The sequence below is a fragment of the Eudoraea sp. genome (genome assembly GCF_039969275.1).
Taxonomy (GTDB): Bacteria; Bacteroidota; Bacteroidia; order Flavobacteriales; family Flavobacteriaceae; genus Eudoraea.
Map to the genome: position 1 here is coordinate 16,904 of NZ_JBDVOC010000017.1, position 22,861 is coordinate 39,764.

Annotated in this window: 24 protein-coding genes and 1 other RNA gene; 9 read left to right on the top strand and 16 right to left on the bottom strand. The window is 36.4% G+C overall.

Annotated elements, in window-relative coordinates; genetic code table 11:
- Positions 1 to 95: 95 nt before the first annotated feature.
- From ABJH90_RS15670 to ABJH90_RS15690, 5 genes are all read right to left on the bottom strand, one after another.
- A complete protein-coding gene (locus ABJH90_RS15670; RefSeq protein WP_013551418.1) occupies positions 96 to 320 on the bottom strand; it encodes a DUF2795 domain-containing protein in 225 nt (74 codons plus the stop codon).
- Between the two features lie 136 nt (positions 321 to 456).
- Positions 457 to 1,032, bottom strand: coding sequence for a cob(I)yrinic acid a,c-diamide adenosyltransferase (locus tag ABJH90_RS15675; RefSeq protein WP_348139745.1), 576 nt, complete (start codon positions 1,030 to 1,032; stop codon positions 457 to 459).
- Positions 1,033 to 1,302: 270 nt separating this feature from the next.
- On the bottom strand, positions 1,303 to 1,671 hold the full coding sequence (locus ABJH90_RS15680) for a hypothetical protein (RefSeq protein WP_348139747.1): 369 nt from the start codon (positions 1,669 to 1,671) through the stop codon (positions 1,303 to 1,305).
- Between the two features lie 187 nt (positions 1,672 to 1,858).
- Positions 1,859 to 3,739, bottom strand: coding sequence for an ABC-F family ATP-binding cassette domain-containing protein (locus ABJH90_RS15685; RefSeq protein WP_348139749.1), 1,881 nt, complete (start codon positions 3,737 to 3,739; stop codon positions 1,859 to 1,861).
- Positions 3,736 to 4,941, bottom strand: a complete 1,206-nt coding sequence (locus tag ABJH90_RS15690) for a DUF4105 domain-containing protein (protein ID WP_348139751.1) — start codon at positions 4,939 to 4,941, stop codon at positions 3,736 to 3,738. Before ABJH90_RS15690 ends, ABJH90_RS15685 begins: the two co-directional genes overlap by 4 nt.
- A 94-nt stretch (positions 4,942 to 5,035) precedes the next feature.
- Here ABJH90_RS15690 and ABJH90_RS15695 point away from each other — a divergent pair, with 94 nt between their 5' ends.
- Positions 5,036 to 5,785 (top strand): CDP-alcohol phosphatidyltransferase family protein, encoded by a 750-nt coding sequence (locus ABJH90_RS15695; protein ID WP_348139753.1) that lies wholly within the window; start codon positions 5,036 to 5,038, stop codon positions 5,783 to 5,785.
- Between the two features lie 66 nt (positions 5,786 to 5,851).
- Here ABJH90_RS15695 and ABJH90_RS15700 read toward each other — a convergent pair whose 3' ends face one another.
- The 4 genes from ABJH90_RS15700 to ABJH90_RS15715 all read right to left on the bottom strand — a co-directional run bounded on the left by ABJH90_RS15700 (position 5,852) and on the right by ABJH90_RS15715 (position 9,231).
- Positions 5,852 to 6,271 (bottom strand): hypothetical protein, encoded by a 420-nt coding sequence (locus ABJH90_RS15700; protein WP_348139755.1) that lies wholly within the window; start codon positions 6,269 to 6,271, stop codon positions 5,852 to 5,854.
- 200 nt (positions 6,272 to 6,471) lie between these two features.
- Complete coding sequence (gene lptB / locus ABJH90_RS15705) at positions 6,472 to 7,212, bottom strand: LPS export ABC transporter ATP-binding protein (RefSeq protein WP_348139757.1); 741 nt, start codon at positions 7,210 to 7,212, stop codon at positions 6,472 to 6,474.
- 214 nt (positions 7,213 to 7,426) lie between these two features.
- Positions 7,427 to 8,266, bottom strand: coding sequence for a twin-arginine translocase subunit TatC (tatC, locus tag ABJH90_RS15710; protein ID WP_348139759.1), 840 nt, complete (start codon positions 8,264 to 8,266; stop codon positions 7,427 to 7,429).
- Positions 8,266 to 9,231 (bottom strand): KpsF/GutQ family sugar-phosphate isomerase, encoded by a 966-nt coding sequence (locus ABJH90_RS15715; protein WP_348139761.1) that lies wholly within the window; start codon positions 9,229 to 9,231, stop codon positions 8,266 to 8,268. Before ABJH90_RS15715 ends, tatC begins: the two co-directional genes overlap by 1 nt.
- Positions 9,232 to 9,464: 233 nt before the next feature.
- Here ABJH90_RS15715 and ABJH90_RS15720 point away from each other — a divergent pair, with 233 nt between their 5' ends.
- Positions 9,465 to 11,666 (top strand): ATP-dependent DNA helicase RecQ, encoded by a 2,202-nt coding sequence (locus tag ABJH90_RS15720; RefSeq protein WP_348140381.1) that lies wholly within the window; start codon positions 9,465 to 9,467, stop codon positions 11,664 to 11,666.
- An 82-nt stretch (positions 11,667 to 11,748) separates the two neighbouring features.
- Here ABJH90_RS15720 and ABJH90_RS15725 read toward each other — a convergent pair whose 3' ends face one another.
- The 3 genes from ABJH90_RS15725 to ABJH90_RS15735 are packed head-to-tail and all read right to left on the bottom strand — an operon-like array spanning position 11,749 to position 12,718.
- Complete coding sequence (locus ABJH90_RS15725; RefSeq protein ID WP_348139763.1) at positions 11,749 to 12,048, bottom strand: CCC motif membrane protein; 300 nt, start codon at positions 12,046 to 12,048, stop codon at positions 11,749 to 11,751.
- Positions 12,049 to 12,070: 22 nt separating this feature from the next.
- Positions 12,071 to 12,397 carry a CCC motif membrane protein gene (locus tag ABJH90_RS15730; RefSeq protein WP_348139765.1) on the bottom strand — a complete coding sequence of 109 codons (327 nt, stop codon included), beginning with the start codon at positions 12,395 to 12,397 and terminating at the stop codon, positions 12,071 to 12,073.
- A gap of 15 nt (positions 12,398 to 12,412) precedes the next feature.
- Positions 12,413 to 12,718: a DUF2752 domain-containing protein gene (locus ABJH90_RS15735; protein WP_348139767.1), complete on the bottom strand. Its 306-nt coding sequence runs from the start codon at positions 12,716 to 12,718 to the stop codon at positions 12,413 to 12,415.
- Positions 12,719 to 12,761: 43 nt separating this feature from the next.
- Between ABJH90_RS15735 and ABJH90_RS15740 the strand changes: the two genes are divergently transcribed.
- Positions 12,762 to 12,950: a hypothetical protein gene (locus ABJH90_RS15740; RefSeq protein WP_348139769.1), complete on the top strand. Its 189-nt coding sequence runs from the start codon at positions 12,762 to 12,764 to the stop codon at positions 12,948 to 12,950.
- Complete coding sequence (locus tag ABJH90_RS15745) at positions 12,947 to 13,495, top strand: Smr/MutS family protein (protein WP_348139771.1); 549 nt, start codon at positions 12,947 to 12,949, stop codon at positions 13,493 to 13,495. Before ABJH90_RS15740 ends, ABJH90_RS15745 begins: the two co-directional genes overlap by 4 nt.
- A 5-nt stretch (positions 13,496 to 13,500) precedes the next feature.
- On the opposite strand, the gene ABJH90_RS15750 is transcribed toward ABJH90_RS15745, so the two are convergent.
- Positions 13,501 to 14,007 (bottom strand): hypothetical protein, encoded by a 507-nt coding sequence (locus ABJH90_RS15750; RefSeq protein WP_348139773.1) that lies wholly within the window; start codon positions 14,005 to 14,007, stop codon positions 13,501 to 13,503.
- 115 nt (positions 14,008 to 14,122) lie between these two features.
- Between ABJH90_RS15750 and ABJH90_RS15755 the strand changes: the two genes are divergently transcribed.
- Positions 14,123 to 15,271 carry a cysteine desulfurase family protein gene (locus tag ABJH90_RS15755; protein WP_348139775.1) on the top strand — a complete coding sequence of 383 codons (1,149 nt, stop codon included), beginning with the start codon at positions 14,123 to 14,125 and terminating at the stop codon, positions 15,269 to 15,271.
- Here the strand turns inward: ABJH90_RS15755 and ABJH90_RS15760 are convergent.
- Genes ABJH90_RS15760 through ABJH90_RS15770 form a run of 3 tightly spaced genes read right to left on the bottom strand, consistent with a single transcriptional unit; the run spans position 15,258 to position 20,095 of the window.
- Positions 15,258 to 15,920 (bottom strand): hypothetical protein, encoded by a 663-nt coding sequence (locus ABJH90_RS15760; protein WP_348139777.1) that lies wholly within the window; start codon positions 15,918 to 15,920, stop codon positions 15,258 to 15,260. The genes ABJH90_RS15755 and ABJH90_RS15760 overlap by 14 nt on opposite strands.
- Positions 15,921 to 15,930: 10 nt before the next feature.
- Positions 15,931 to 18,399, bottom strand: coding sequence for a TonB-dependent receptor plug domain-containing protein (locus ABJH90_RS15765; RefSeq protein ID WP_348139779.1), 2,469 nt, complete (start codon positions 18,397 to 18,399; stop codon positions 15,931 to 15,933).
- Positions 18,400 to 18,403: 4 nt separating this feature from the next.
- The gene (locus ABJH90_RS15770; RefSeq protein ID WP_348139781.1) at positions 18,404 to 20,095 is read right to left on the bottom strand and encodes a M23 family metallopeptidase; all 1,692 of its coding nucleotides are present in this window, start codon (positions 20,093 to 20,095) and stop codon (positions 18,404 to 18,406) included.
- 209 nt (positions 20,096 to 20,304) lie between these two features.
- On the opposite strand from ABJH90_RS15770, the gene ABJH90_RS15775 reads away from it, so the two are divergent.
- From ABJH90_RS15775 to rny, 4 genes are all read left to right on the top strand, one after another.
- Positions 20,305 to 20,595 (top strand): hypothetical protein, encoded by a 291-nt coding sequence (locus tag ABJH90_RS15775; RefSeq protein WP_348139783.1) that lies wholly within the window; start codon positions 20,305 to 20,307, stop codon positions 20,593 to 20,595.
- 14 nt (positions 20,596 to 20,609) lie between these two features.
- Positions 20,610 to 20,906 carry a cell division protein ZapA gene (locus ABJH90_RS15780; protein WP_299163698.1) on the top strand — a complete coding sequence of 99 codons (297 nt, stop codon included), beginning with the start codon at positions 20,610 to 20,612 and terminating at the stop codon, positions 20,904 to 20,906.
- A gap of 54 nt (positions 20,907 to 20,960) precedes the next feature.
- Positions 20,961 to 21,068, top strand: a non-coding RNA gene (gene ssrS / locus ABJH90_RS15785) — 6S RNA.
- Between the two features lie 204 nt (positions 21,069 to 21,272).
- Positions 21,273 to 22,841 carry a ribonuclease Y gene (gene rny / locus ABJH90_RS15790; protein WP_348139785.1) on the top strand — a complete coding sequence of 523 codons (1,569 nt, stop codon included), beginning with the start codon at positions 21,273 to 21,275 and terminating at the stop codon, positions 22,839 to 22,841.
- Positions 22,842 to 22,861: the final 20 nt, after the last annotated feature.

The following is a 22,861-nucleotide window of genomic DNA, read 5'->3' on the forward strand; positions in this document are numbered from 1 at the left end:
GATTTTATATTTCTGCTTAAACTTCTTTAAGCCTGTCAAAATTACATAAAAAAAAAGCCTCAAATGAGACTTTTAATAGGTTTTAGGAAACTTCTTTAATATTCATCCTCATTCCAGAGGTAATCTTCTTCGGTGGGGTAATCGGGCCATATTTCTTCTATTGATTCGTATATCTCACCGCCTTCTTCCTCCATAGATTGTAAATTTTCAACTACTTCCAAAGGAGCTCCAGTTCTAATGGCATAATCTATTAATTCGTCTTTAGTAGCTGGCCAGGGTGCATCACTTAAATAAGATGCTAGTTCTAATGTCCAATACATGGCTTGATTCTGATTTTAAAATTTTTGCAAAAGTAAATTTTAAACCCATATTGCCAAGAAAAATCTGAGTAAAATTACTTATTTTATCAACAATTTAAGGTTTTGATAATTTCATAACGAAGAAAAAGTGTAATTATTAGCCTTTTTTATCAGGAATCCACTTTATTTCATCCGCCTTTAAATCGTATGACAACTTCCGTGCCAATACAAATAAATAGTCTGATAGACGGTTGAGGTAAGTTAAAACCATGCTGTCAACAGGTTCATTTTCATGTAGTAGTGATACCTTTCGCTCCGCTCTTCTGCAAATAGTACGAGCAATATGACAGTATGACACTGTTGTGTGACCACCGGGCAGGATAAAATGGGTCATTGGTGGCATGGTTTCGTTCATAATGTCCATTTCATTTTCTAATTGCTCTACATCTGAAATGCTTATCAAAGGTATATTGAGACGATCTTTTCCACTTTTTAATTGTGCTTTTTCAGGGTCTGTGGCTAAAATGGCACCTACGGTAAACAATTTATCCTGGGTTGTAATAAGAATCTCTCTGGAATGTACATCCATTTCCTGATCCCTTAGCAGTCCAAGCCATGAATTCAGTTCATCAACAGTACCATAACCGTTAATACGGATGTGATGTTTCGCAACCCTGGTACCTCCAAATAGTGAAGTTGATCCTTTGTCTCCGGTTTTGGTATATATTTTCATAGGCAATTTTACAACTTTTGAGTTGCAAGTTAGGAAATTGACCTAATATGGAATTTTATATTATGCGATAAATCGGAAACTATAAAGGATTTACTCCTTGTTCTTTTTATCCTTCCGCTCATAACCATCCATAAATTTCCTTGATTTTCTTTTTTTTGAGCTCTTTTTGCTAAAAATAGAAATGACTAAATAGATCAGGACCACTGCGGCTAAAATGTAATAGATACTGTTATTCATAGTACATAAATAATCTATCTTAAAGTTAAGAGTTTATATTCTAATCCTAAAATGTTCCTGGGCTTGTGTTTTATGAAAAAAAAGAATTCCACCAAAATACATGTCAACACTAACTATTACAAAATCGGCTAGAAGTAATTTATTCCACAATTCAATCGAGGTCTTGTTTTTCCTGATATCGCCAATATATATTATTCCCTTGGGTTGTTGTTTGGCGTAGTTTGCCATAGCCAATATTTGAGATTCTGTAAGCAGTGGCCCATAGTATTTTATATCAAATGGCTCTTTAAAAGAAAGTAATGGAAATTCGTCTTTTACTTTGTTTCTTAAAAATTCATTTCCTTTTTCAAAACCTATACTATTTGGTTTGAAGTAATTTATGCATTTGAAAAATATATTCAATGATTTTGATCTGCAGTATTTATGTTTTATGTAAAGACCCTTTGTAACAAAGCCGTAAATAAACGGAGAATGAATTCCATGTTGGTTTGTTGCCCTAAACCAAAATTTTAGATATTGAAAGGTATTAGACATTAAACTAAATTCTAATTATCAGTAAATTTGAATATTGCCATTACCAACTTGTGAATTAGTCTTCCAATAGCATCGAAAGCTCAAACCATCGCTCTGTTTTATCCTCAAGATTTTCTATAATATCTTTTAATTTTATTGATAAAACATCTATTTCTTCTCCAGATAGAGCAATATTGGCAAATTGATTTTGAAGCTCCTCCTTTTGTTTTTCTAGGTTCTGAATAGACTTTTCCAGCTTGTTGTACTCTTTTTTTTCCTCAAAAGACAGTTTTTTGCTTTTGTCATCAGACCGCCAGGAAGTTTTATTTGTTTTATTCCGGGTGCTGTTTCCCTTTTCGGCCCTTTGTTCTAAAACTACACTGTCTTCATATGCCCTGTGATCTGAATAATTCCCCGGGAAATCTTCAATAATTCCATTCCCCCTAAAAATAAATAAATGATCTACTATCTTATCCATGAAATAGCGGTCATGGGATACTACCAGCAGGCATCCGGGAAAGTCCAGTAAAAAATTCTCAAGGATATTTAAGGTGATAATATCCAGATCATTTGTTGGTTCATCCAGGATCAGGAAATTGGGATTCTGGATGAGGACGGTACATAAATACAATCTCTTTCGTTCTCCTCCGCTCAGCTTTTCTACAAAATCATATTGTTTCTTTCTATCAAATAAAAATCGTTCCAAAAGCTGTTGGGCTGAGAGTTGCCTTCCTTTTTTTAATGGAATATAATCTCCGAATTCTCGGATAACATCAATTACTTTCTGACCTTCTTTTATCGTAATCCCATTTTGGGTGTAGTATCCGAATTTAATGGTCTCTCCAACTACAATTTTTCCACTATCCGGTGGTTCAAGGCCCGTTACAATATTCAGGAAAGTAGATTTACCAGTACCGTTTTTACCAATAATTCCGATTCGTTCTCCCCTTAAAAAATTATACTCAAATTTATCAAGCAAGACAATGCCAGGGTAGGCTTTAGAGACCTTGTGCAGTTCCAGAATTTTGCTGCCCATACGTTCCATATTGATCTCCAATTGAATTTCATGGTTCTCTCTGCGTTGGTGTGCCTTTTCTTTGATACTATGGAAATCATCAATACGCGATTTGGATTTTGTGGTTCTTGCCTTTGGTTGTCTTCGCATCCAGTCCAGCTCTTTTTTATAAAGCAACTTGGATTTATGTTGTTCTACCGCTTCAAGTTCTAATCTAGCTTCTTTATTCTCCAGATAGTAGGCATAATTTCCTTTGTATGAATAAAGCTGACCATTATCTAGTTCCAGGATCTCATTACAAACCCTTTCCAGAAAATATCTGTCATGAGTAACCATAAAAAGAGTAATCTTTTTACTGCTAAAATAATCTTCCAACCATTCTATCATTTCCAGATCTAAATGATTTGTGGGTTCATCCAGAATTAACAGATCAGGCTCATTCAACAGGGCATTGGCCATTGCCAGTCTCTTTTTTTGTCCGCCGGACAGATCACTCACTTTAGCTTCAAGATTGTCCAGTTTTAATTTGGAAAGAATCTGTTGGTATTGGGTTTCAAAATCCCAGGCGTTATTCCTTTCCATAGACTCAAAAGCTTTTTGGTAAGCTTCTTCATTTTCGGGATGGTTCAAAGCTGTTTCATAGGCAGCAATAATCTTTAGAATCTCATTGTCAGAGTCCAAAATGGTCTGCTCTACGGTTAATTGAGGATTAAGATCTGGTTCTTGTTCCAGAAAAGAAATTCGAATTCCTTTACGGTAGTTTACAGCACCGCCATTTGGGACATCCTTCCCTGCCAGAATATTTAAAATTGAAGTTTTACCTTCGCCGTTTCGGGCAACCAACGCAATTTTCTGATTCTTATTTATGCCAAACGAGAGGTCCTCGAAAAGGACTAATTCTCCATATGATTTGGCTATATTTTCTACGGAAACCAAATTCATTGAAGACTTGAGTTGGAATTAGTGAAATAACGATAAAGTAGCGCGTATCTAAGACCAAGTATGGCAAATACCACTGCAATTAGCGGTGAAAACTGTTGAATTTGGAAAATCCAAAGAATCAACGTAATCCCCATTAAAACCAGTAGTGTCAAAATATATTTACCCATCCATTTTGGGATTCGGTCTTTTCTCAGGAGAAAATAACAAGCTGCAATATTGAATGGGAATGCCCAAAGGATATTGAAATTATTTGCAGTTGAAGAATGGTCTGTCAGGAACCATAAGAAGAAAATGAGTAATCCTGCAGATCCCGTAATCAGAAATAAAAAAAAGTCGAGCCACCTGCTACGTGTGCCGTTTCTAAGATCTATATATGATATTGAAAGGGTAAAGAGCAATAAAAGGAGTAACCAAAAAAGAGGTGTTGTGCCAAAATTTCCACCAAATCTTTTGTCATTATAATCAAGAACGGTACGTTCTCGAAGAACTAAGGGGCTTTGTGACTGAGTTGTATTATTCATTTGAAGCATAACATATTTGGGCAGGAACATGTACTCCTCAGAGGAAGCTTCCCTATCTATCACGGACCCCAGAGCAAGGTCTATGCCAAAACTTGACCATGAATTAGTAAGCAGATTTTGTTGTATCAGATCTCTGAAAGTGTAATGATTTTTAAGATGTTCTCCATTAAATTCAATGCTGTTTCCAAGAACTTTTTTTAATACCTCTGGTAATTTAGTGGCACAATTATCGAATAAGAAGTCGTATTTATAATCCCTGTTTTCAGGCTTTCGGTTGTTTTCCAAAAACTGAAACAAGGCATTTTGTTCTTCCAGATTAAGGTTTAATATTTGTTCTTTTACCCATCGGTTTTCCAGTTCATATGTAAAGAGGAAATCTGAAAATTTTGAAACGCTTAATGAATAAAGCAATTTTCCCTTGGCAAATTTAGAATAGAAGTTAGGGGTATTAAAATCAAAAGTCCCGTAGTTATAGACCCAATTAATTCCCTTGGCAGTGTCCTGAACTCTAAATGCGCTATGCCCGAAACTCGAATACAGATCCTGACCTGAGTCACATGTAATTATGCTAATTTGCGCATTATCTGATAATTGAGCCTGAAGCGAAAAACCAAAAAATATGATCCATAATAAGTTAAGGAAGCGAAGATTTTTAAATTGAATTATTAGTGCTCTGATCACTTGTGGAATAACTATTAACGGCAAATATCCGAATAAAATATGTTAAGAAAGAGTTAGAATAAAAATTATATTATTTTTACTGAAACCACCAGCCATGAAGAAACATATTCCACAGTTTATTACCATGCTCAATATTTTATGTGGATGTATTGCTACAGTATTTGCTGTTCTAAATATGCTGGAACTTGCTGCGCTTTTTGTTTTTCTGGGAATTGTTTTCGATTTCTTTGACGGACTTGCCGCAAGATTGCTGGATGCACAGAGCGAATTAGGAGTACAGCTCGATTCATTAGCTGATCTTATAACCAGTGGTCTTGTTCCCGGCATAGTTATGTTTCAGTTGCTTGCCATGTCTCAAACCGGTGGATGGAACCTCGATTTATCCGGTACCTCCGAAACTTTAACATGGAGCGGATTTAAAATTTCATTCCTGCCTTTTTTTGGTTTTTTAATTACTCTGGCCTCTGCTTACAGATTGGCAAAATTTAATATTGATGAAAATCAGGCCACCTCATTTATTGGTCTTCCCACACCGGCAAATGCCTTATTTATACTTTCACTTCCGTTAATACTATTATACCAGGGAAATGACTATTTAAATCAAATAATCCTAAATCCATGGTTTCTGATAATAATTACCATTCTGAGTTCCTATCTGTTAAATTCAAGGATAGAATTATTTGCTTTAAAATTTAAGAACTGGAGTTTTAAAGATAATGCCCTGCGCTATATCTTTATAATTGTAAGTTTAGTCTTACTATTGACAATGAAATTTTTAGCGGTACCTGCTATTGTATTATTTTATATTGTTAGTTCTATGGTTTATAAGATTGGTGACAGATAAATTCTAACAGGAATATAAATCAATCTTCTTTCACGCGCAATAATTCAAGCTGTTTGTCAAATATTCTTACTGTTTGGTCATAGAAAAGGTGCCGTTATTACCGCTGCTCGCGGTCCAGTTTCCAGTAATTTTAACACTTGATGCACTGCTACCGCGAAGCTCTATTACTGTGCCATCGCATTCATCTTCACCAGCGGCGTTAAATATTCCATTTTGGACCCACCAGGTTCCCTGAAAGGGACATAGAATTTGTGAATCAGTCTCTGCAGAAATATCACCATTTTTTCCAAGAATGAAGTCTGCCTGGGCAGAACCGAGGGTACCGTCAACGGTTCCATTCCATGTACCAGCAAGTTTAGTATCAATGCTCCTTACAGATGATACTTCTACAGCTTCAGGAGAACTGTCATCCGATGAACAACCAGTGGTAATAATTACCGCTAATATTATTACGGCAAAAAGATAATTAAGGTTTAAATTTTTCATAACATAAAGGAATTATTTACATGCTATCTAATTAAGGAATCTATCATTTTTTTTAGTTGTAATAGTTAACATTTATCTTTAAAATATTTAAGATTAACTTACCAAACTTACCCACATAATCAAGTAGTTATGTATATTCCGAATTGAATTTTGTATGTATGGAATAATCTGAGTATAAAATTTATCGCAAAAGGATTATGTTAAAAGTCCAATTTCTTTTTACGAAGTTCAAAATTCTGTCCCAAATAGACTTTACGCACCATTTCGTCTTCCGCAAGATCTTCAGGAATGCCCGATTTTAAAATGCCACCCTCAAACATCAGGTATGATCGTTCTGTTATTGCAAGAGTTTCCTGAACATTATGATCCGTGATCAGGATACCAATATTCTTATCTTTTAATTGAGCCACTATTCGCTGAATATCTTCAACCGCAACCGGGTCAACACCAGCAAACGGTTCATCCAGTAGTATAAATTTAGGGTCAGTAGCCAAGGCTCTTGCTATTTCCGTACGTCTGCGTTCGCCCCCCGATAACAAATCTCCTCTATTCTTTCTTATATGCCCCAGTCCAAACTCTTCTATAAGCGACTCCATTTTCATGTGTTGCTCTTTTTTGCTCAGTTTCGTTAGTTGTAAAACACTTAAAATATTATCCTCAATACTCAATTTTCTAAAAACCGATGCCTCCTGGGCTAAGTAGCCTATACCGTTTTGAGCCCTTTTATACATCGGAAATTTTGTGATCTCAGTATCATCTAAAAAAATCCGGCCCCCATTGGGTTTAATAAGCCCTACAATCATGTAGAAGCAGGTGGTCTTTCCGGCTCCATTAGGACCCAATAACCCAACTATTTCACCCTGGTTCACCTCCAGGGAAATACCCTTAACGACCTGGCGCCCTCTGTAGGCTTTCATTATGCTATCTGCTCTTAATTTCATTCAGAAGAATTATCTTTCAAATCTAAGTCATTCTACTTTCTACTGTTCAGAATTATAGTTTTTTTAACCTTATTGCAACTCCGGTCGTACCCAATAATTCTTTCATCCAAAACACCTTTGCTCTAGGTGTTCATGTCCAGCCTGAAGATTCTCTTTATTATTATTATCTGCTAACAATTTTCCATTCATTATAGAACGGCATGCATTAAACTCCTCACCTGATTTTGACATTTTTATTTTCTTTTTGTGCTTCTCTCCGTAATACAACTTTTGAAATGTAGATGCTTATCTGGTAAAGTATAAGAACAGGTACAGCCACTATAATCTGACTTGCCACATCCGGAGGTGTGATAACAGCAGAAAGTATAAGTACAATAACGAGAGCGATTTTTCGATACTTTTTAAGTATCTCCGGGGTAACCAAACCAACTTTCGTAAGAAAGAAAATAATTATTGGTAGTTCAAATATTATACCGCAGGCGATTACAGCCGCTCGTACAGTTGAAATATATGAACTTAAATCTATCTCCCGAACAATTTCATCACTGACTGAATAACCACCTAAAAAATTTATTGAAAGAGGTGCTACAACATAATATCCAAATAGTACACCAAGGAAAAAAAGGGAAGAAGCAATGAATATAAAGCCACGGGAATTGTTACGTTCTTTATCGTATAATCCCGGGCTGACGAATTTCCACATTTCATAAAGAATGTAAGGGAAACCAAGAATAAATCCAGCCCAGATAGACGTCCAAATATGAGCAGAAAACTGTTCTGCCATTTGCCTGCTCTGTACCGTAAATATGGGTTCCGTAACACAAAATGCTTCACTAAAACCCAGTAACCTGGAGAGTTTACAGAATACTCCATAGGTGGGAAAGTCTGGTTTTTTTGGTCCGAAGATTACCGTGTCGAATATAAAGTCTTTCATTAGAAAAGCCACTATACCAATCAGAACTACTGCAATAGTTGATCGAATAAGATGCCAACGCAGTTCTTCCAGATGGTCCAAAAAGGACATTTCATTATGTTCTTTATTTACTTTTGCCATTAAAGTATTCCTTCATTAATTAGATTATGTAAATGAACAACGCCTACATATTCTTCTCCATTCACAGCCAGTAATTGTGATACGCTGTTGGAGCGCATTTCTTTCAACGCTTTTATGGCAAGAACGTCTGCACCAATCGTCTTAGGATTAGTTGTCATTATGTCTTTAGCCTTCAAGCCATTTATATTTTCATATTTGTTAAGCATCCGCCTGATATCACCATCTGTAACAATTCCAACAATTTTGTCATTGTTCAAAACAGCAGTCGCGCCTAACATTTTTTCAGAAATTTCAATAATAACCTGTTTTACATCGGCATCAGCGCCTACCTGAGGCTTTAAATTGTTGCTGGCAATATCGGAAACTCTCAGATAGAGTTTTTTGCCCAGTGTTCCACCCGGATGATATTTGGCAAAATCCTGACTACTGAATCCTCTTAGTTCCAAAAGACAGATGGCGAGAGCATCGCCCATCACAAGTTGTGCCGTAGTACTGGTAGTTGGTGCCAGGTTATTTGGGCAGGCTTCTTTTTGAACAAAAGTGTTTAAAACAAAATCCGCATTTTCAGCCAGAAATGAATCTAGATTGCCGCACATTCCAATCAACCGATTTTCCCCCTGTTTAATTAACGGTACCAACATTTTTATTTCCGGCGTATTACCGCTTTTGGAGATACAAATCACTACGTCATTTTTCTGGATTGTACCCAGATCACCATGTATGGCATCAGCGGCATGCATAAAAATTGCCGGTGTCCCTGTAGAGTTCAAGGTAGCTACGATTTTAGATGCAATGATAGCACTCTTGCCAATACCTGTAATTACTACACGCCCCAATGATTCATAAATGCAATTGACGGTATGTGCAAATTGTTCATCCAATAGTGTGGACAAGTGAGCAATGGCGTCGCTTTCCGTTTTGATGGTTTTTTTAGCAGTAGCTAATATAGCTTTGTGATTACTCAATATGGTTTTGAAATTATATGTTTACGATTATAGAAATTAACTTAATATGTAAACAGATTTTAAAAGAATGTATTATATTTAAGAAAACAAAATTACACAAACTTATTTTATAGGAGATTCTAAACTACAAACAAATTAATTTATCATTTTTACCCACCTAAAAACAAAAAGATATATCATAAGTATAATTACGATTATCGTTATAATAGCAGACTTGACATACTAAATTTGCACTGATTTTGAATGAAATTGAACTACATGCTGCGCTAAAGAAATATTTTGGGTTTTCCAAATTTAAAGGACTACAGGAAGATGTCATAACAAACGTCATTCAAAACAAAAACACCTTTGTAATTATGCCTACAGGAGGTGGAAAATCACTTTGTTATCAACTTCCGGCACTTATAAAAGAGGGGACCGCTATTGTGGTATCGCCTTTAATAGCTCTAATGAAAAATCAGGTTGATGCCATCCGAGCTGTTTCCTCACATCACGGAGTTGCTCATGTTCTGAACTCTTCATTAACCAAGACTCAGGTAAAGGAAGTAAAACAAGATATTTCAGATGGTATAACAAAATTGCTCTATGTAGCACCAGAATCCCTTACAAAGGAGGAGTATGTGGAATTTTTGCAATCTGTACCCCTTTCATTTGTAGCTGTTGACGAGGCCCATTGTATTTCTGAATGGGGGCACGATTTCAGACCGGAATACAGAAATTTAAGGGCTATAATTAACAGGCTGGGCGATCATATCCCGATAGTTGGTTTAACTGCTACGGCCACCCCAAAAGTCCAGGAAGATATCATTAAGAACCTTGTCATTACAGACGCGAAGGTTTTCAAAGCATCTTTTAACAGACCCAATTTGTTCTACGAAGTAAGGCCTAAGACAAAAAATGTAGATGCAGATATTATTCGTTTTGTAAAGAAAAATAGCGGCAAGTCGGGAATAATTTATTGTTTAAGCAGGAAAAGAGTTGAGGAACTAGCCCAGGTATTGCAAGTTAACGGGGTGAGTGCTGTGCCTTATCATGCAGGATTTGATGCTAAGACGCGTTCCAGGTATCAGGACATGTTTCTTATGGAAGATGTGGATGTCGTCATCGCAACTATTGCATTTGGAATGGGCATAGACAAACCAGATGTGCGATATGTCATTCATCATGACATTCCCAAAAGTATTGAAAGTTATTATCAGGAAACCGGTCGTGCAGGCAGGGATGGAGGTGAAGGTCACTGCCTGGCATTTTACTCTTATAAGGATGTGGAAAAGTTAGAAAAATTCATGTCAGGTAAACCAGTAGCTGAACAGGAAATTGGGAATGCCCTTCTACAGGAAATTGTTGCATATGCGGAAACATCTATGTCTAGAAGAAAGTTCATTCTTCATTATTTTGGGGAAGAATTTGATGAGGTGAATGGAGAAGGTGCAGATATGGATGATAATGCAAGAAATCCTAAGGAAAAGGAAGAAGCGAAAGAAAATGTAATAAAGTTAATTGAGGTTGTACAAGGCACTAAAGAAAAGTTTAAGGCCAAGGAAATTGTCCTGGCACTTATAGGTTCTACTAATGCACTAATTTCTTCACACAAAACCGATGAAAAACCTTTTTTTGGTAGTGGATCTAACAAGGACAAAGGTTATTGGATGGCACTAATCAGGCAAGTACTGGTTGCCGGATTACTAAAAAAAGAAATTGAACAATACGGTATATTACATATTACCAGGACGGGATCTTCTTTTTTTGAGAATCCTACATCTTTTATGATGACGAAGGATCATGTATATAACAAAGAAAATGATGAAGCCATTGTTACTGCCGCTAAAAGCGCCGGAGGGGCCACGGATGAAAAATTATTACGTTTACTCAAAGACCTGAGGAAAAGTGAAGCTAAAAAATTGGATATCCCTCCTTTTGTCATCTTCCAGGATCCCTCCCTTGATGATATGGCTCTAAAATACCCTATTTCCATGGAGGAAATGTTAAATATTCATGGCGTAGGTGAGGGAAAGGCAAAAAAATATGGTAAGCCCTTTGTATTACTTATTAGCACCTATGTTGAGGAGAATGAAATAATTCGCCCTGATGATCTGATCGTAAAAAGTACAGGGGCTAATTCGGCTCTTAAGTTATATATTATTCAGAATATCGACAGAAAGTTGCCTCTGGATGATATTGCCTCCGCAAAAGGACTTGAATTGCCCGATTTAGTAAAGGAAATGGAACAAATAGTTTTTAGTGGTACTAAATTGAATTTAGGCTATTGGATAGATGAGATACTGGATGAGGATCAACAAGAAGAAATTCATGATTATTTTATTGAGGCTGAATCAGACAATATTGAAGAGGCACAAAAAGAATTTGATGGCGAATATGAAGATGAAGAATTGCGACTATACCGCCTAAAATTTATGAGCGAGGTAGCCAATTAGGTTCAAAACACCGTTCCTTAAACTAATGAAAAAACCCTCAAATTGAGGGCTTTTTTAAACTCTAATATTTCAAATAATTTTCTTAAAAGTTTCCGCTGGTAATAAAAGCAGCTATAACTCCAAAATAAAGGATCCCAAACACAAGATATATCAAGGCAAGGGCCATGCCAACATAAGACAAAATCCGACCAGTTCTTACACTTTCATATCCAGAATAATTTTCAGGATGATTCTGGTAAAGTTCCTCGGCTTTTTTGGCACTACTTAAACCTATAATACTAAATATAATTGCAAAAGGGCCACAACAAGTAATGGCTCCTATGATAGAAATTATGCCCATTGTTAAGGCATTACTCGCACCGGGTAAAGGTTGTTGATTCATTTTATATATTTTTAGAAGAGACTTATTGCTCCCATTGTTCTCTCATTTCATTTACCTGCTCCATATAGGCCTCCCAGCCACCAATGGCAGAAATTGAATATACGACATAGACAAAATAAATTATTCCTAAAACCATTCCAATAATTGCTAAAATTTTAGCTGTTTTCAGCTGACTGTAATTAGAATACAATTCTGGATTTTCTTTATACTTATTTTCATCCTTATACACTAGAAGAAAGGCAATACCAGCAAGAATAGCCGCCGGAAGGCCGCCAAAACAGCAACATAAATAGGAAAGAATTGAAAGTACAATGGCTATGGTTACATTAGGTAATTTTTGTTGTTCCATGAAATATTGGTTTGATTAGAAAAATTTTAAAATAAAGTTGGTCAATATTGTTGCTACACTGGCTATCATTAAGAAGATACTAATCTTATTTGCATATTTTATTGTCATTAAATTATCCAACAACAGAAAACCCAAAAGTAGTATTAGAGGGTATATTGCGGGATACATTTTAAAAGCCTCAATAAATTCTCCGTGAAAGAGTAAAACAGCGGCTCTTTGAATACCACATCCCGTACATTCTATACCCAAAAGCTGCTTATTCATACACGGAAGCATATAATCTTCATTTATAAAAAGCAATATGGATGAAGCGATTTTCATTATGGCAGATAAATGAACTGAAAAATACTATTATTTTTGAGGAATGAAAACAAATCGAATCATTTATTTTTTGCTAATTATAGCAGGTGCAATTATTATGGCTACGGGAGATCAATTGCTTAAGAAGGAGTACGCCATGAGTATAGGAATAATTTTACTGATGTATGGAATTTATAAATCTTCGAAAGTTTGGACTAAAACCGATGAACACAATAATGAGAATGGACAATGAGAAATTTTAAAGAAGGTGAAAAGGTTGAGGTCATAGACGATAACATTACCGGGATAGTTATAACTATTTCAGATGATTTTATAACGATACGGACGCAGGAGGGTTTTGATATGGATTTCACTGCATCTGAATTGATGCATACAGAAGGCATGAACCCCATAAGAGTAAGCAAATTTGAAGCTTCACAGGTGAAGGCAGACAAGGAGCAGGGCGGTAAACGGAAAATCCGGAAAGTTGCTGTAAAAGAGCGTAATATTGCAAAAATGGAGGTTGATCTCCATATACATCAACTTGTTCCTTCTTCAAAGGGGATGACCAATTATGATATGCTGAATATTCAAATGGAAACAGCTAAAAGACAGCTTGAATTTGCCATTCGCAAGAGAATACAAAAAGTGGTGTTCATTCATGGAGTGGGAGCAGGGGTTCTTAAAGAAGAATTGAATTATTTATTTAAACGGTACGAAAATGTAAAATACTATGATGCAGATTATCAAAAATATGGCTTAGGTGCTACTGAAGTCTATATTTATCAGAATTCCTGAATAGGTTATTCTTTGGTGGTTATGGTGCCAAAATCATTAATTCTCAGGTCAGTTATTCGAAGACCTTCCTCATTTACCAGTGAAATACCACTTAATTCAATTTTGTGCTCATAAATGGTAGTATCGCTTTCACTTTGCACAGTTGTAATAAATACCTCTCCCCCTTCACCTTCGTACTCCTCAACAACCGTAGGTGTAACTGGTGGCACTGCATCGCAAAAATAATTTTTAGAGATATTATCGGAAAAAGTCCGGTATATTAACTGAGATTGCCCCGGAATTGCACTCTTAATAGTGTCTGCAGAAACTTCATTTTTAAGGATGCCACTTTGCAATTCGAGAACTAAAGCTTCGGCTGTATTGAGTTTAAAGAAGAGTGTGCTGTTAATAGTTGTAGTAGATTCACAAAATGTGATACTGACATCATTAAAATCTATCGTTTCAATTATTAAATCACCATCATCACATGAGCTGAAAAAGCAGAAAATAAAAATTAAAAATACTCTTTTCATGCCTCAAATTTAAATGAATTTAAGGCTAATATCCTAGTGACTTGACTTGATTTTATGAAGAGTTTAAGTTTATTTCGATTATTTTTGGTTTTGTTTCTCAATCTAAAGCTTGTTCATGCAAAAGATCTATTTTGATAATGCCGCTACAACCCCCGTTAGGGAAGAGGTAATTGCAAAAATGCAGGATGCCCTGGTCAACTCTTATGGTAATCCTTCTTCTATTCACGGATTTGGAAGAAGCGCCAAAACAGAAATTGAGCAAGCGCGCAAAACAATTGCCAAATATTTGAACGCACAAACTTCTGAGATTATTTTCACATCCGGCGGTACCGAAGCAGATAACATGATATTAAGGAGTGCAGTCAAGGACATGGGAGTACAAACCATTATTACTTCAAAAATAGAGCATCATGCCGTATTGCATACTGCAGAAGCCTTACAAAAGGAGTTTGGCATCCATATTGAATTCATTAACCTTGATAGTTTTGGCAACCCAGACATACAGCATTTGAAACAGCTATTATTGGCAGATGATTCAAAAAAATTAGTTAGCTTAATGCATGTAAACAATGAAATTGGGAATATTTTGGATCTTCAAGAGATAGCGGTACTATGCAAGGCTAATGATGCGTTTCTCCATTCAGACACAGTGCAATCTATAGGTCATTTCAATTGGGATTTACAGCACACACCAATTGATTTTATGGTGGCTTCAGCACATAAATTTCATGGACCCAAAGGGGTTGGATTTGCTTTTATAAGAAAAAATACCAATTTAGAACCTCTGATACTAGGCGGTTCACAAGAACGCGGTTACCGGGCAGGAACTGAGCCACTACACAATATTGTCGGGTTAAAAGAGGCGTTCGTTGCTGCCTATGATAATCTGGAAAAGGAAAAACAATATATCACCGGTCTTAAAGAATATTTTATTAAAAAGATCAAAGTAGTTATACCTGAGGTTAAATTTAACGGATATTCGGGAAATTTGGAAAGGAGCACCTATACTTTGGTGAATGTTTGCCTGCCTTTTAGTAAAGAGAAATCGCAAATGCTTTTGTTTCATATGGATCTTAAAGGGATTGCTTGTTCGGAGGGCAGTGCCTGTCAATCCGGCGCCAGTGGCGGTTCACATGTACTGGCAGAAATTTTGTCTGATGAAGAACTGCAAAAGCCTTCTGTCAGGTTTTCGTTTTCAAAATATAACACCAGTGAAGAAGTAGATTACGTAATTGAGGTTTTAAAGGAGTTTAGTCAGACTTAGGATTTTTATTCACTCTTAACCTTTCCTTGTCATATGGAAATTTGCGCACCAGCTTTTTCATCATTTTGTCAATCAGGTCGGCCGTATTTTTGCCTGATTTTTTATTGATTTCATTCTCGTACTTCCACAGTAATTTCCCCGTTTTTCCATCACTTATTTTTATGCCGATTCTACCGTAATTAGAATCACCAAGGAAATAGTCCATAAAGCTAAACTCAGCCGGAATTCCTTTTGAGAGCAGGATATTTAAATCCAAATTCCCACTTACTATAGCATCCACGTCCAGAATTTCAGAAAGTTCTTTAATTGTATAAGTATCTATATTTTTATAAGTAATGTTATTTTGGGCGAGTATGGCATTGGTGTTTTTAATATTTTGAAAATCAACTGTGAATTTCTTCTTTTTCTTTCCGAGGCCAAAATAGGTCTCCAGGGCATCCTGTACCGCATAGCCTTCATTTTCTGCTAAGATATTTGATTCCTCTTTGGTAATATTTTCCTCTAAAGCAAGATGGGTAATAAACGGAATAATGGCCAGCACATGATGATCCTTACTTAGGACATCAAATTTACTGCTTTCGTATACATTTTTTTGAGCATTGATCAAAGAACCGCAGGCAAGAAGGGCAATAAAAAGTAATTTTTTCATTTTAAATTAACTAAAAACGCATACTTAATTTCAGGTTGAACACACGGGATGTCATATAATTGGGAACCGCAAACTCAAGTTTACTATCCACATCTCTTACCCATGTGTTGGTTATGGAATTTTGATTATTAAATAAGTTGTAAATCTCAAAACCAACATTTAATTCTTCAAAGCTATGTAACCAGTGACCTTTTGGGTATTGTTTATTTAATCCTACAAAAATATAGGAAATACCCAGATCTGCACGTTTATAATCTCTTAATCTATTCTGAAAATTATAAGGATCGGCATAACTTGGCGAACCTCCGGGTACTCCGGTGTTGTAAACAAGATTCAAGTACATCCTTAAACTGGGTATTGTAGGGATATAATCCTGCCACAATATGCCTATTTGAAACCTTTGATCTGTTGGCCTTGAAATATACCCTCTATTATCAATATTTTCTTCTGTTTTAAGGAAACCCAGGCTTACCCAGGATTCTGTTCCCGGAACAAATGCGCCATTCATTCTCATATCAAATCCATAAGCATATGCTTTCGCATTATTTGCCGCGGCGTAACGTATTCTGACATCATCAAGAGTGTATGGATTTACATTAGTCAAATTCTTATAATACAACTCGCTTAGCAGTTTAAAAGGCCGGTTCCAGAGTTCAAAGCTATATTCGTTGCCAAGTACAAAATGTATTGACTTTTGAGCTTTTACATCCGGTTGAATAGTTCCTGTGGGATCTCTTAATTCGCGATAAAACGGGGGTTGTTGATAAACCCCTGCGGCAATTCTAAATAACATATCGACCTTCCATGAGGGTTTGATTGCAAACTGTCCTCTTGGGCTGAAAATGATCTGAGAATTACTGGAAAACCCTTCTCCGCTAACCGTCCAATATTGGGTCCTGAACCCTAAGTTATAGTAAATATTACTGCTATTCCACAGTGCTCTTCGGCTATATTGAAGATATGCGGATAAACGATTCGTTTTTACAAAATTCAAGGCAGAAACAGATGTGTAAGGTACTATTGCTGCGTTAAAAGGTTCTTGCGGTTGGTTGTTTATAAACTCATCAGTTGGAGGCCTCACAGAATAGCCTAAAGAGTCCAAAAATTCGGATTCACGAATTTGATCTCTAAAGTCCTCATGGGTATATTTGATCCCCCATTCCCAGGATTTCTCGTTTTTACTCAGTTTGCCTTTGTGCGCCACATTCACTATGAGTGCATCAAGATCATTTCTTGCTCTTTGAAACTGAGTACCTAATCCCCGTGTGGAGGTTACCTCACCAAGATTATTGCTGCCTAGATCTGTATCAACCTCTCCTAATTCATATTGTGAAATGACATCGGAATACTCTTCTTCCGTCGTATGGTAAACAGAAGTTATAAAACTTAGTGAAACATTGTCATTTACGTAATAATCCGCTTTTAGTGCCCCAAGGCTGGTTTTATAATTATTATCTTCTTCTCCTTGATAAAACACAACAAGAGCCTTTGGATCGCTAATTGTTCCAAAGTTGGTCTGTCTGGAAAGAGGCACATTTTTATAATCATTAACTGAAAGATTTCCTAAAAAGTTAAGGCTAAATTTTCTGGAAAAATGGTAAGTAAGATAAGTTTGTAAATCTGCAAAAGCTGGAGTATAATTTGTATTGGTCTGCTGGCTATTTACCAGAAGACTATTGTTCCTGTATCGGAGGCCGGTTACACTGGTAAAATTTTTATTTTTAGATAAAGTTTCCAGTGTAATTCCTGCTCCAAGAAAACTAGCTTCTATATTCAACCCGAATTCTGTTGGATTTTTATAAGTAATATCCAAGACAGAGGAGAGCCTATCCCCATAATGAGCCTGAAAACCTCCAGCAGAGAATTCCAGATTTTGAACCATATCGCTATTTACAAAGCTTAATCCTTCTTGCTGACCGGAACGCACTAGAAACGGGCGGTAAACCTCAATGTCATTGATATAAACCAGGTTTTCGTCATAATTCCCACCTCTTACAAAATACTGCGTACTTAGTTCATTATTGGAAGAAACTCCCGGTAGTAATTTCAATACATTTTCTACACCTGCATTGGCTCCAGGAATTTTTCGTACGAGTTTAGCGGAAATGGTTGTTATACCTTCAGCGCTTTTTTCTCCGGTTGCCGTAACTTCAACACCATCTACCTGAATTACATCAGTTTTCATTACCGGGTTGAATTCAAAAGTCTCATTAGTAGTGAGGATTAAGTTCTCCAGGATTACATTTTTATGGCCTAAATGAGTAAAAATTATCATTATTTCCTTGTCGGGAATTACTTCCAGTAAATAAAATCCGGTTGAATCCGTAAAGGTACCATGACCCTTGGTAGTTATGTTTACATTGGATAAAGGTTCATCATTAACTCCCAGAACTACCCCCGTGATTGATGCCTTTTGCCCGCTTACCAAAGTAAGCGAACCCAAAAGAGTAAGAAGGAATAAGAGTTTAGAACACTTCAAAAGTTTATTTTCTGTAAAAACTACTGGTAAAGGTATTTGAATTCCCTACGTTATCTGTAACGATTACTTTAAGTTCACATTGCGTTTGATTTAGAATTTTATCGTCAAAATTATAGGTAAGTGTTTTTGTTTTGGGTTCGTATTCCATTAATATCCATTCACCATTTAATGTGGCAGAATAAGTGTCAATGCCACTTAAGTCATCAGAGACCTTAAGGCTGAGATAACGGTAGTTATTCAACCATTGCTTTTCCTTAAAGTTCTTAGGACGTATTTTTGGTTGAATTGTATCCTGAGCGAGGGTATAAGTCCCAAGGCTTCTGGTTCTGGTTGTAAAGGTTGTCCCTCTTTTAAAAGTGGTCATGTAATTAGCCTTCTTTTTTTTATCGAGACGGGCTATAAACAATTTTTTTCGCTCCTGTGTCGAGTATTTGTTTACATCAAAAGTTATTGTAAAGTTTTTGTGTGCCGGGATTCTATTATTGTGAATCAAAACTGTATCCTTACCTTTTTGGAGGTCCATATAAAAATTATAATAAAAGGTATTCGCCGGAAAATAGACTTTTGCTGCATCCAGGTCATAATTATTAGGTTGCTTGGCGACAATAAAATAATCTGTCTTCAATTCATCCTCAATCACAAGCGGCTGCTGTCTTTTTCCTTCAACAGGAATAACTAGTTTTACAAGATTATCATGCAGATCCTTTATAAGGATTTCCACCTTGTAATAAAGTCCTTCTCCTACTGCAATTTTACCTTCATTATATATTTGTTTATATATCTCAAGTCGATTGCCCGGTGCAATAAAGCAGCGTTGTATGCGCTGGTTATATTTCCCAAAATGGTCATAATCTATCAGAGTGTTGATAAATCGGGTTTCTTTAAATGAGAACGATTCAAAATTAAAATCAGTGTAAATTTTTCCATTCACTAATTGTTGTACAGAATAGATTCCATTCCTATTGGCCGCGAGATCCTGCCGGTCATAGGTGTTTATTCCAAAACCAATTGTTCCGGAGGCGTACACCTTATCTGCCAGATAAGATCCATCCTTTTGCTTATTGAATTTGATTTGAATCTTTTTACTACTTCTATTTACCTGAGCGTTTACAGACAAAGGATAAGCAAATAAACTAACCAGAGTTGGATTGGTAGCATCCCGCACATCTAAACCATAAAGCAGCGGGTTAGTGGGTTTTTCGGAAATACTACTTCTTATTTCAAAATGCAAGTGTGGTCCGGATGACCCTCCGGTGTTGCCGCTGTAAGCAATAACCTGGTCTTTTAAGACCTTAAGGTCGCCATAATCAGGAAATACCTCAACTTCATATGATTTTTTCTCATATTGAATTTTTTTAATAAAAGATTCTATTTCCGGCGAAAACTTTTGAAGATGTCCATATACCGAAGTATATCCGTTGGGATGGGCAATATATATCACTTTTCCATAGCCCCATAGGCCTACTTTTATTCTTGTTACCGTACCATTTCCTATCGCATAGACGGGCAATCCCTGTCGCTGTTGAGTTTTAATGTCGATACCAGAATGAAAATGATTTGATCTTAATTCACCAAACGTACCAGCTAGCACTAAGGGTATATCCAAAGGAGGCCTGAAAGTGTTTAGAGGGTACTTTTCCTGACCCAAACCAGTAAGAACGGAAAGAAGAAGGAGGCTTAAAATAGGTATTCTCATAGCTGCTAAGTTGACGCGAATTTAATTAATACGAGTTAAACTTGGAAAAAAGGTCTGTTAACAACCATAATTTTCTTTAATATTTATTTCAATTTGTGGAATAGTATTAATCATTGGATTTAGAGTCTTACTTCTGGAATAATTGCAAAAACAATTGCTAAGTTGTTTGAGGTGTGTTAACTTTGTGTAAAACGTATTGTAATTTGCATATGAGCGAATTGGTTGAAATCGTTGATTCCTTAGAAAATAAAATTAGCAAGCTCCTACACAAAATAGAATTGCTAAATCAGTCTAAAGTAAGGTTGGAGCAGGAAATTGTTACTCTTAAAAATGAGGATGAGACAATAAGGAATACCATTTTGGAATGGGAAGAAAGATATAATTCTCTCAAGCTTGCAAATTCAATGCTGGGCAGTGATAATAATAAAACTGAAGCAAAGCTCAAAATAAATACATTAGTTAGAGAGTTGGATTATTGTATAGCTCAACTTGCTGAGTAGTGTTACTAAGAAATATGGGAGAGAAGCTGAAAATAAAGCTCTCTATCGCAGATAGGGTATATCCTTTGACCATTGACCCAAGTCAGGAAGAAGGACTAAGAAAGGCTGCAAAGAATATAGAACAGCTTGCAAAGAAATTTGAGCAAAATTATGCCGTTAGAGACAAACAAGATGTATTGGCCATGTGTGCCTTACAGTTTGCCTCTAAGATTGAACAAAGAGGCATAGATAATACAGAGGATACCAAAGAAGTTACAGAACGTTTAAGGGCGTTGGATCAGCTGGTAAACTCTAAGCTTAGTATAAAATAAGTTCTTTAACATAATACAAAGTTACTGCCCACATTGGTATTTAATTTTTGACGAACTCAACACTAATTTGTTTGAAAAGGGTGAGTTTAAGTTGTAAAAGCAAGCCTTCTTGTAAAGGATCCTTGATCAATTTGTTAGCCCTAAACCTGTTTATAGGAGTTTGTACAGAACTTCACCAATGTGGGTTTTTTTATTTAAAATTGGTTTTGAATCATTTTGAGGCCTGATCTCGATTTGTTTTTTACCCCTTGGGGATTAGCAATAATAGTTTTAAAGTCAAATTACTAAGTGATGGCGCGCATCTTTTTAAGCGCTGCATTCATACTTTAACTAGGGACAGGAAAGTATTAATTATTAAAATAGGTTATGGATATTACAACGATTGCAATAGCAGCTATAGTTGGTTTGGTAATAGGATTAATTGTTGCAAAAGTCTTAGAGAAAGGTAAGGCATCAAAGACCGTTGCAAATGCGAAAAAAGAGGCGAATTCTATCTTAAAAACCGCTAATAGTGAAGGCGAGAATATTAAAAAAGACAAAATTTTTCAGGCTAAGGAGAAGTTTTTAGAATTGAAAGCAGAACACGAGAAAGTAATCATAAACAAAGACAAAAAGATAGCTGAATCTGAAAAACGAACACGGGATAAAGAATCGCAGATTAGCGGAGAACTGGCTAAGAATAGAAAGCTAAATGAACGGCTTGAAATAAAACTTAAAGATTTCGAGCACAAATCTGAACTTTACGATAAAAAGCATTCTGAACTTGAAAAACTTCATAAAAGTCAGGTTCAGCAGTTAGAGGTTATCTCCGGTTTATCCGCGGAAGATGCAAAAAGCCAGCTCCTTGAATCTTTAAAGGAAACGGCCAAAACAGATGCTATGGCTTATTTGCAGACCACAATGGAGGATGCTAAGCTTACAGCTCAGCAGGAAGCCAAGAAAATAGTTATAAACACAATACAGCGCATTGGTACCGAAGAAGCTGTTGAAAACTGTGTGTCCGTATTCAACCTTGAATCTGACGATGTTAAAGGTCGTATTATTGGAAGGGAAGGACGCAATATCCGGGCTCTGGAAGCTGCAACAGGAGTAGAAATTATTGTTGACGATACCCCTGAGGCCATCATACTTTCCTGTTTTGATTCAGTTAGAAGAGAAGTGGCCCGATTGTCTCTGCATAAGCTGGTTACAGATGGAAGAATTCATCCGGCCAGGATTGAGGAGATTGTACGAAAAACTGAAAAGCAAATAGAACAAGAAATTGTTGAGGTTGGAAAACGCACTGTTATTGATTTGGGCATTCATGGATTGCATCCGGAATTAATTAAAGCTGTAGGAAGGATGAAATATAGATCTTCTTACGGACAGAACTTATTACAGCACTCGAGGGAGGTGGCAAAACTTTGTGGGGTAATGTCCGCAGAATTAGGGTTGAATCCAAAAATAGCGAAGCGGGCAGGTTTATTGCACGATATTGGTAAAGTACCAAATACCGAAGCAGAAGTGGAAACACCTCATGCAATTTTAGGGATGCAATGGGCTGAGAAATTTGGAGAAAAACCTGATGTCTGTAATGCCATTGGAGCCCACCACGATGAAATAGAAATGAAAACCTTAATATCACCTATTGTACAAGTATGTGATGCTATTAGTGGTGCTCGTCCTGGAGCAAGACGACAGGTACTGGACTCCTATATTCAAAGACTAAAAGATCTGGAAGATATCGCCTTTGCATTTGGAGGTGTTCAAAAAGCCTACGCCATTCAGGCCGGTAGGGAATTGAGGGTTATTGTTGAAAGTGAAAAAGTAAGTGATGAGAAAGCGGCACAGCTTTCTTTTGAAATCTCTCAGAAAATTCAGACAGATATGACCTATCCTGGTCAGGTAAAAGTTACAGTAATACGCGAAACACGTTCGGTAAATGTGGCCAAATAAGGAGCCACTTCATACAAATT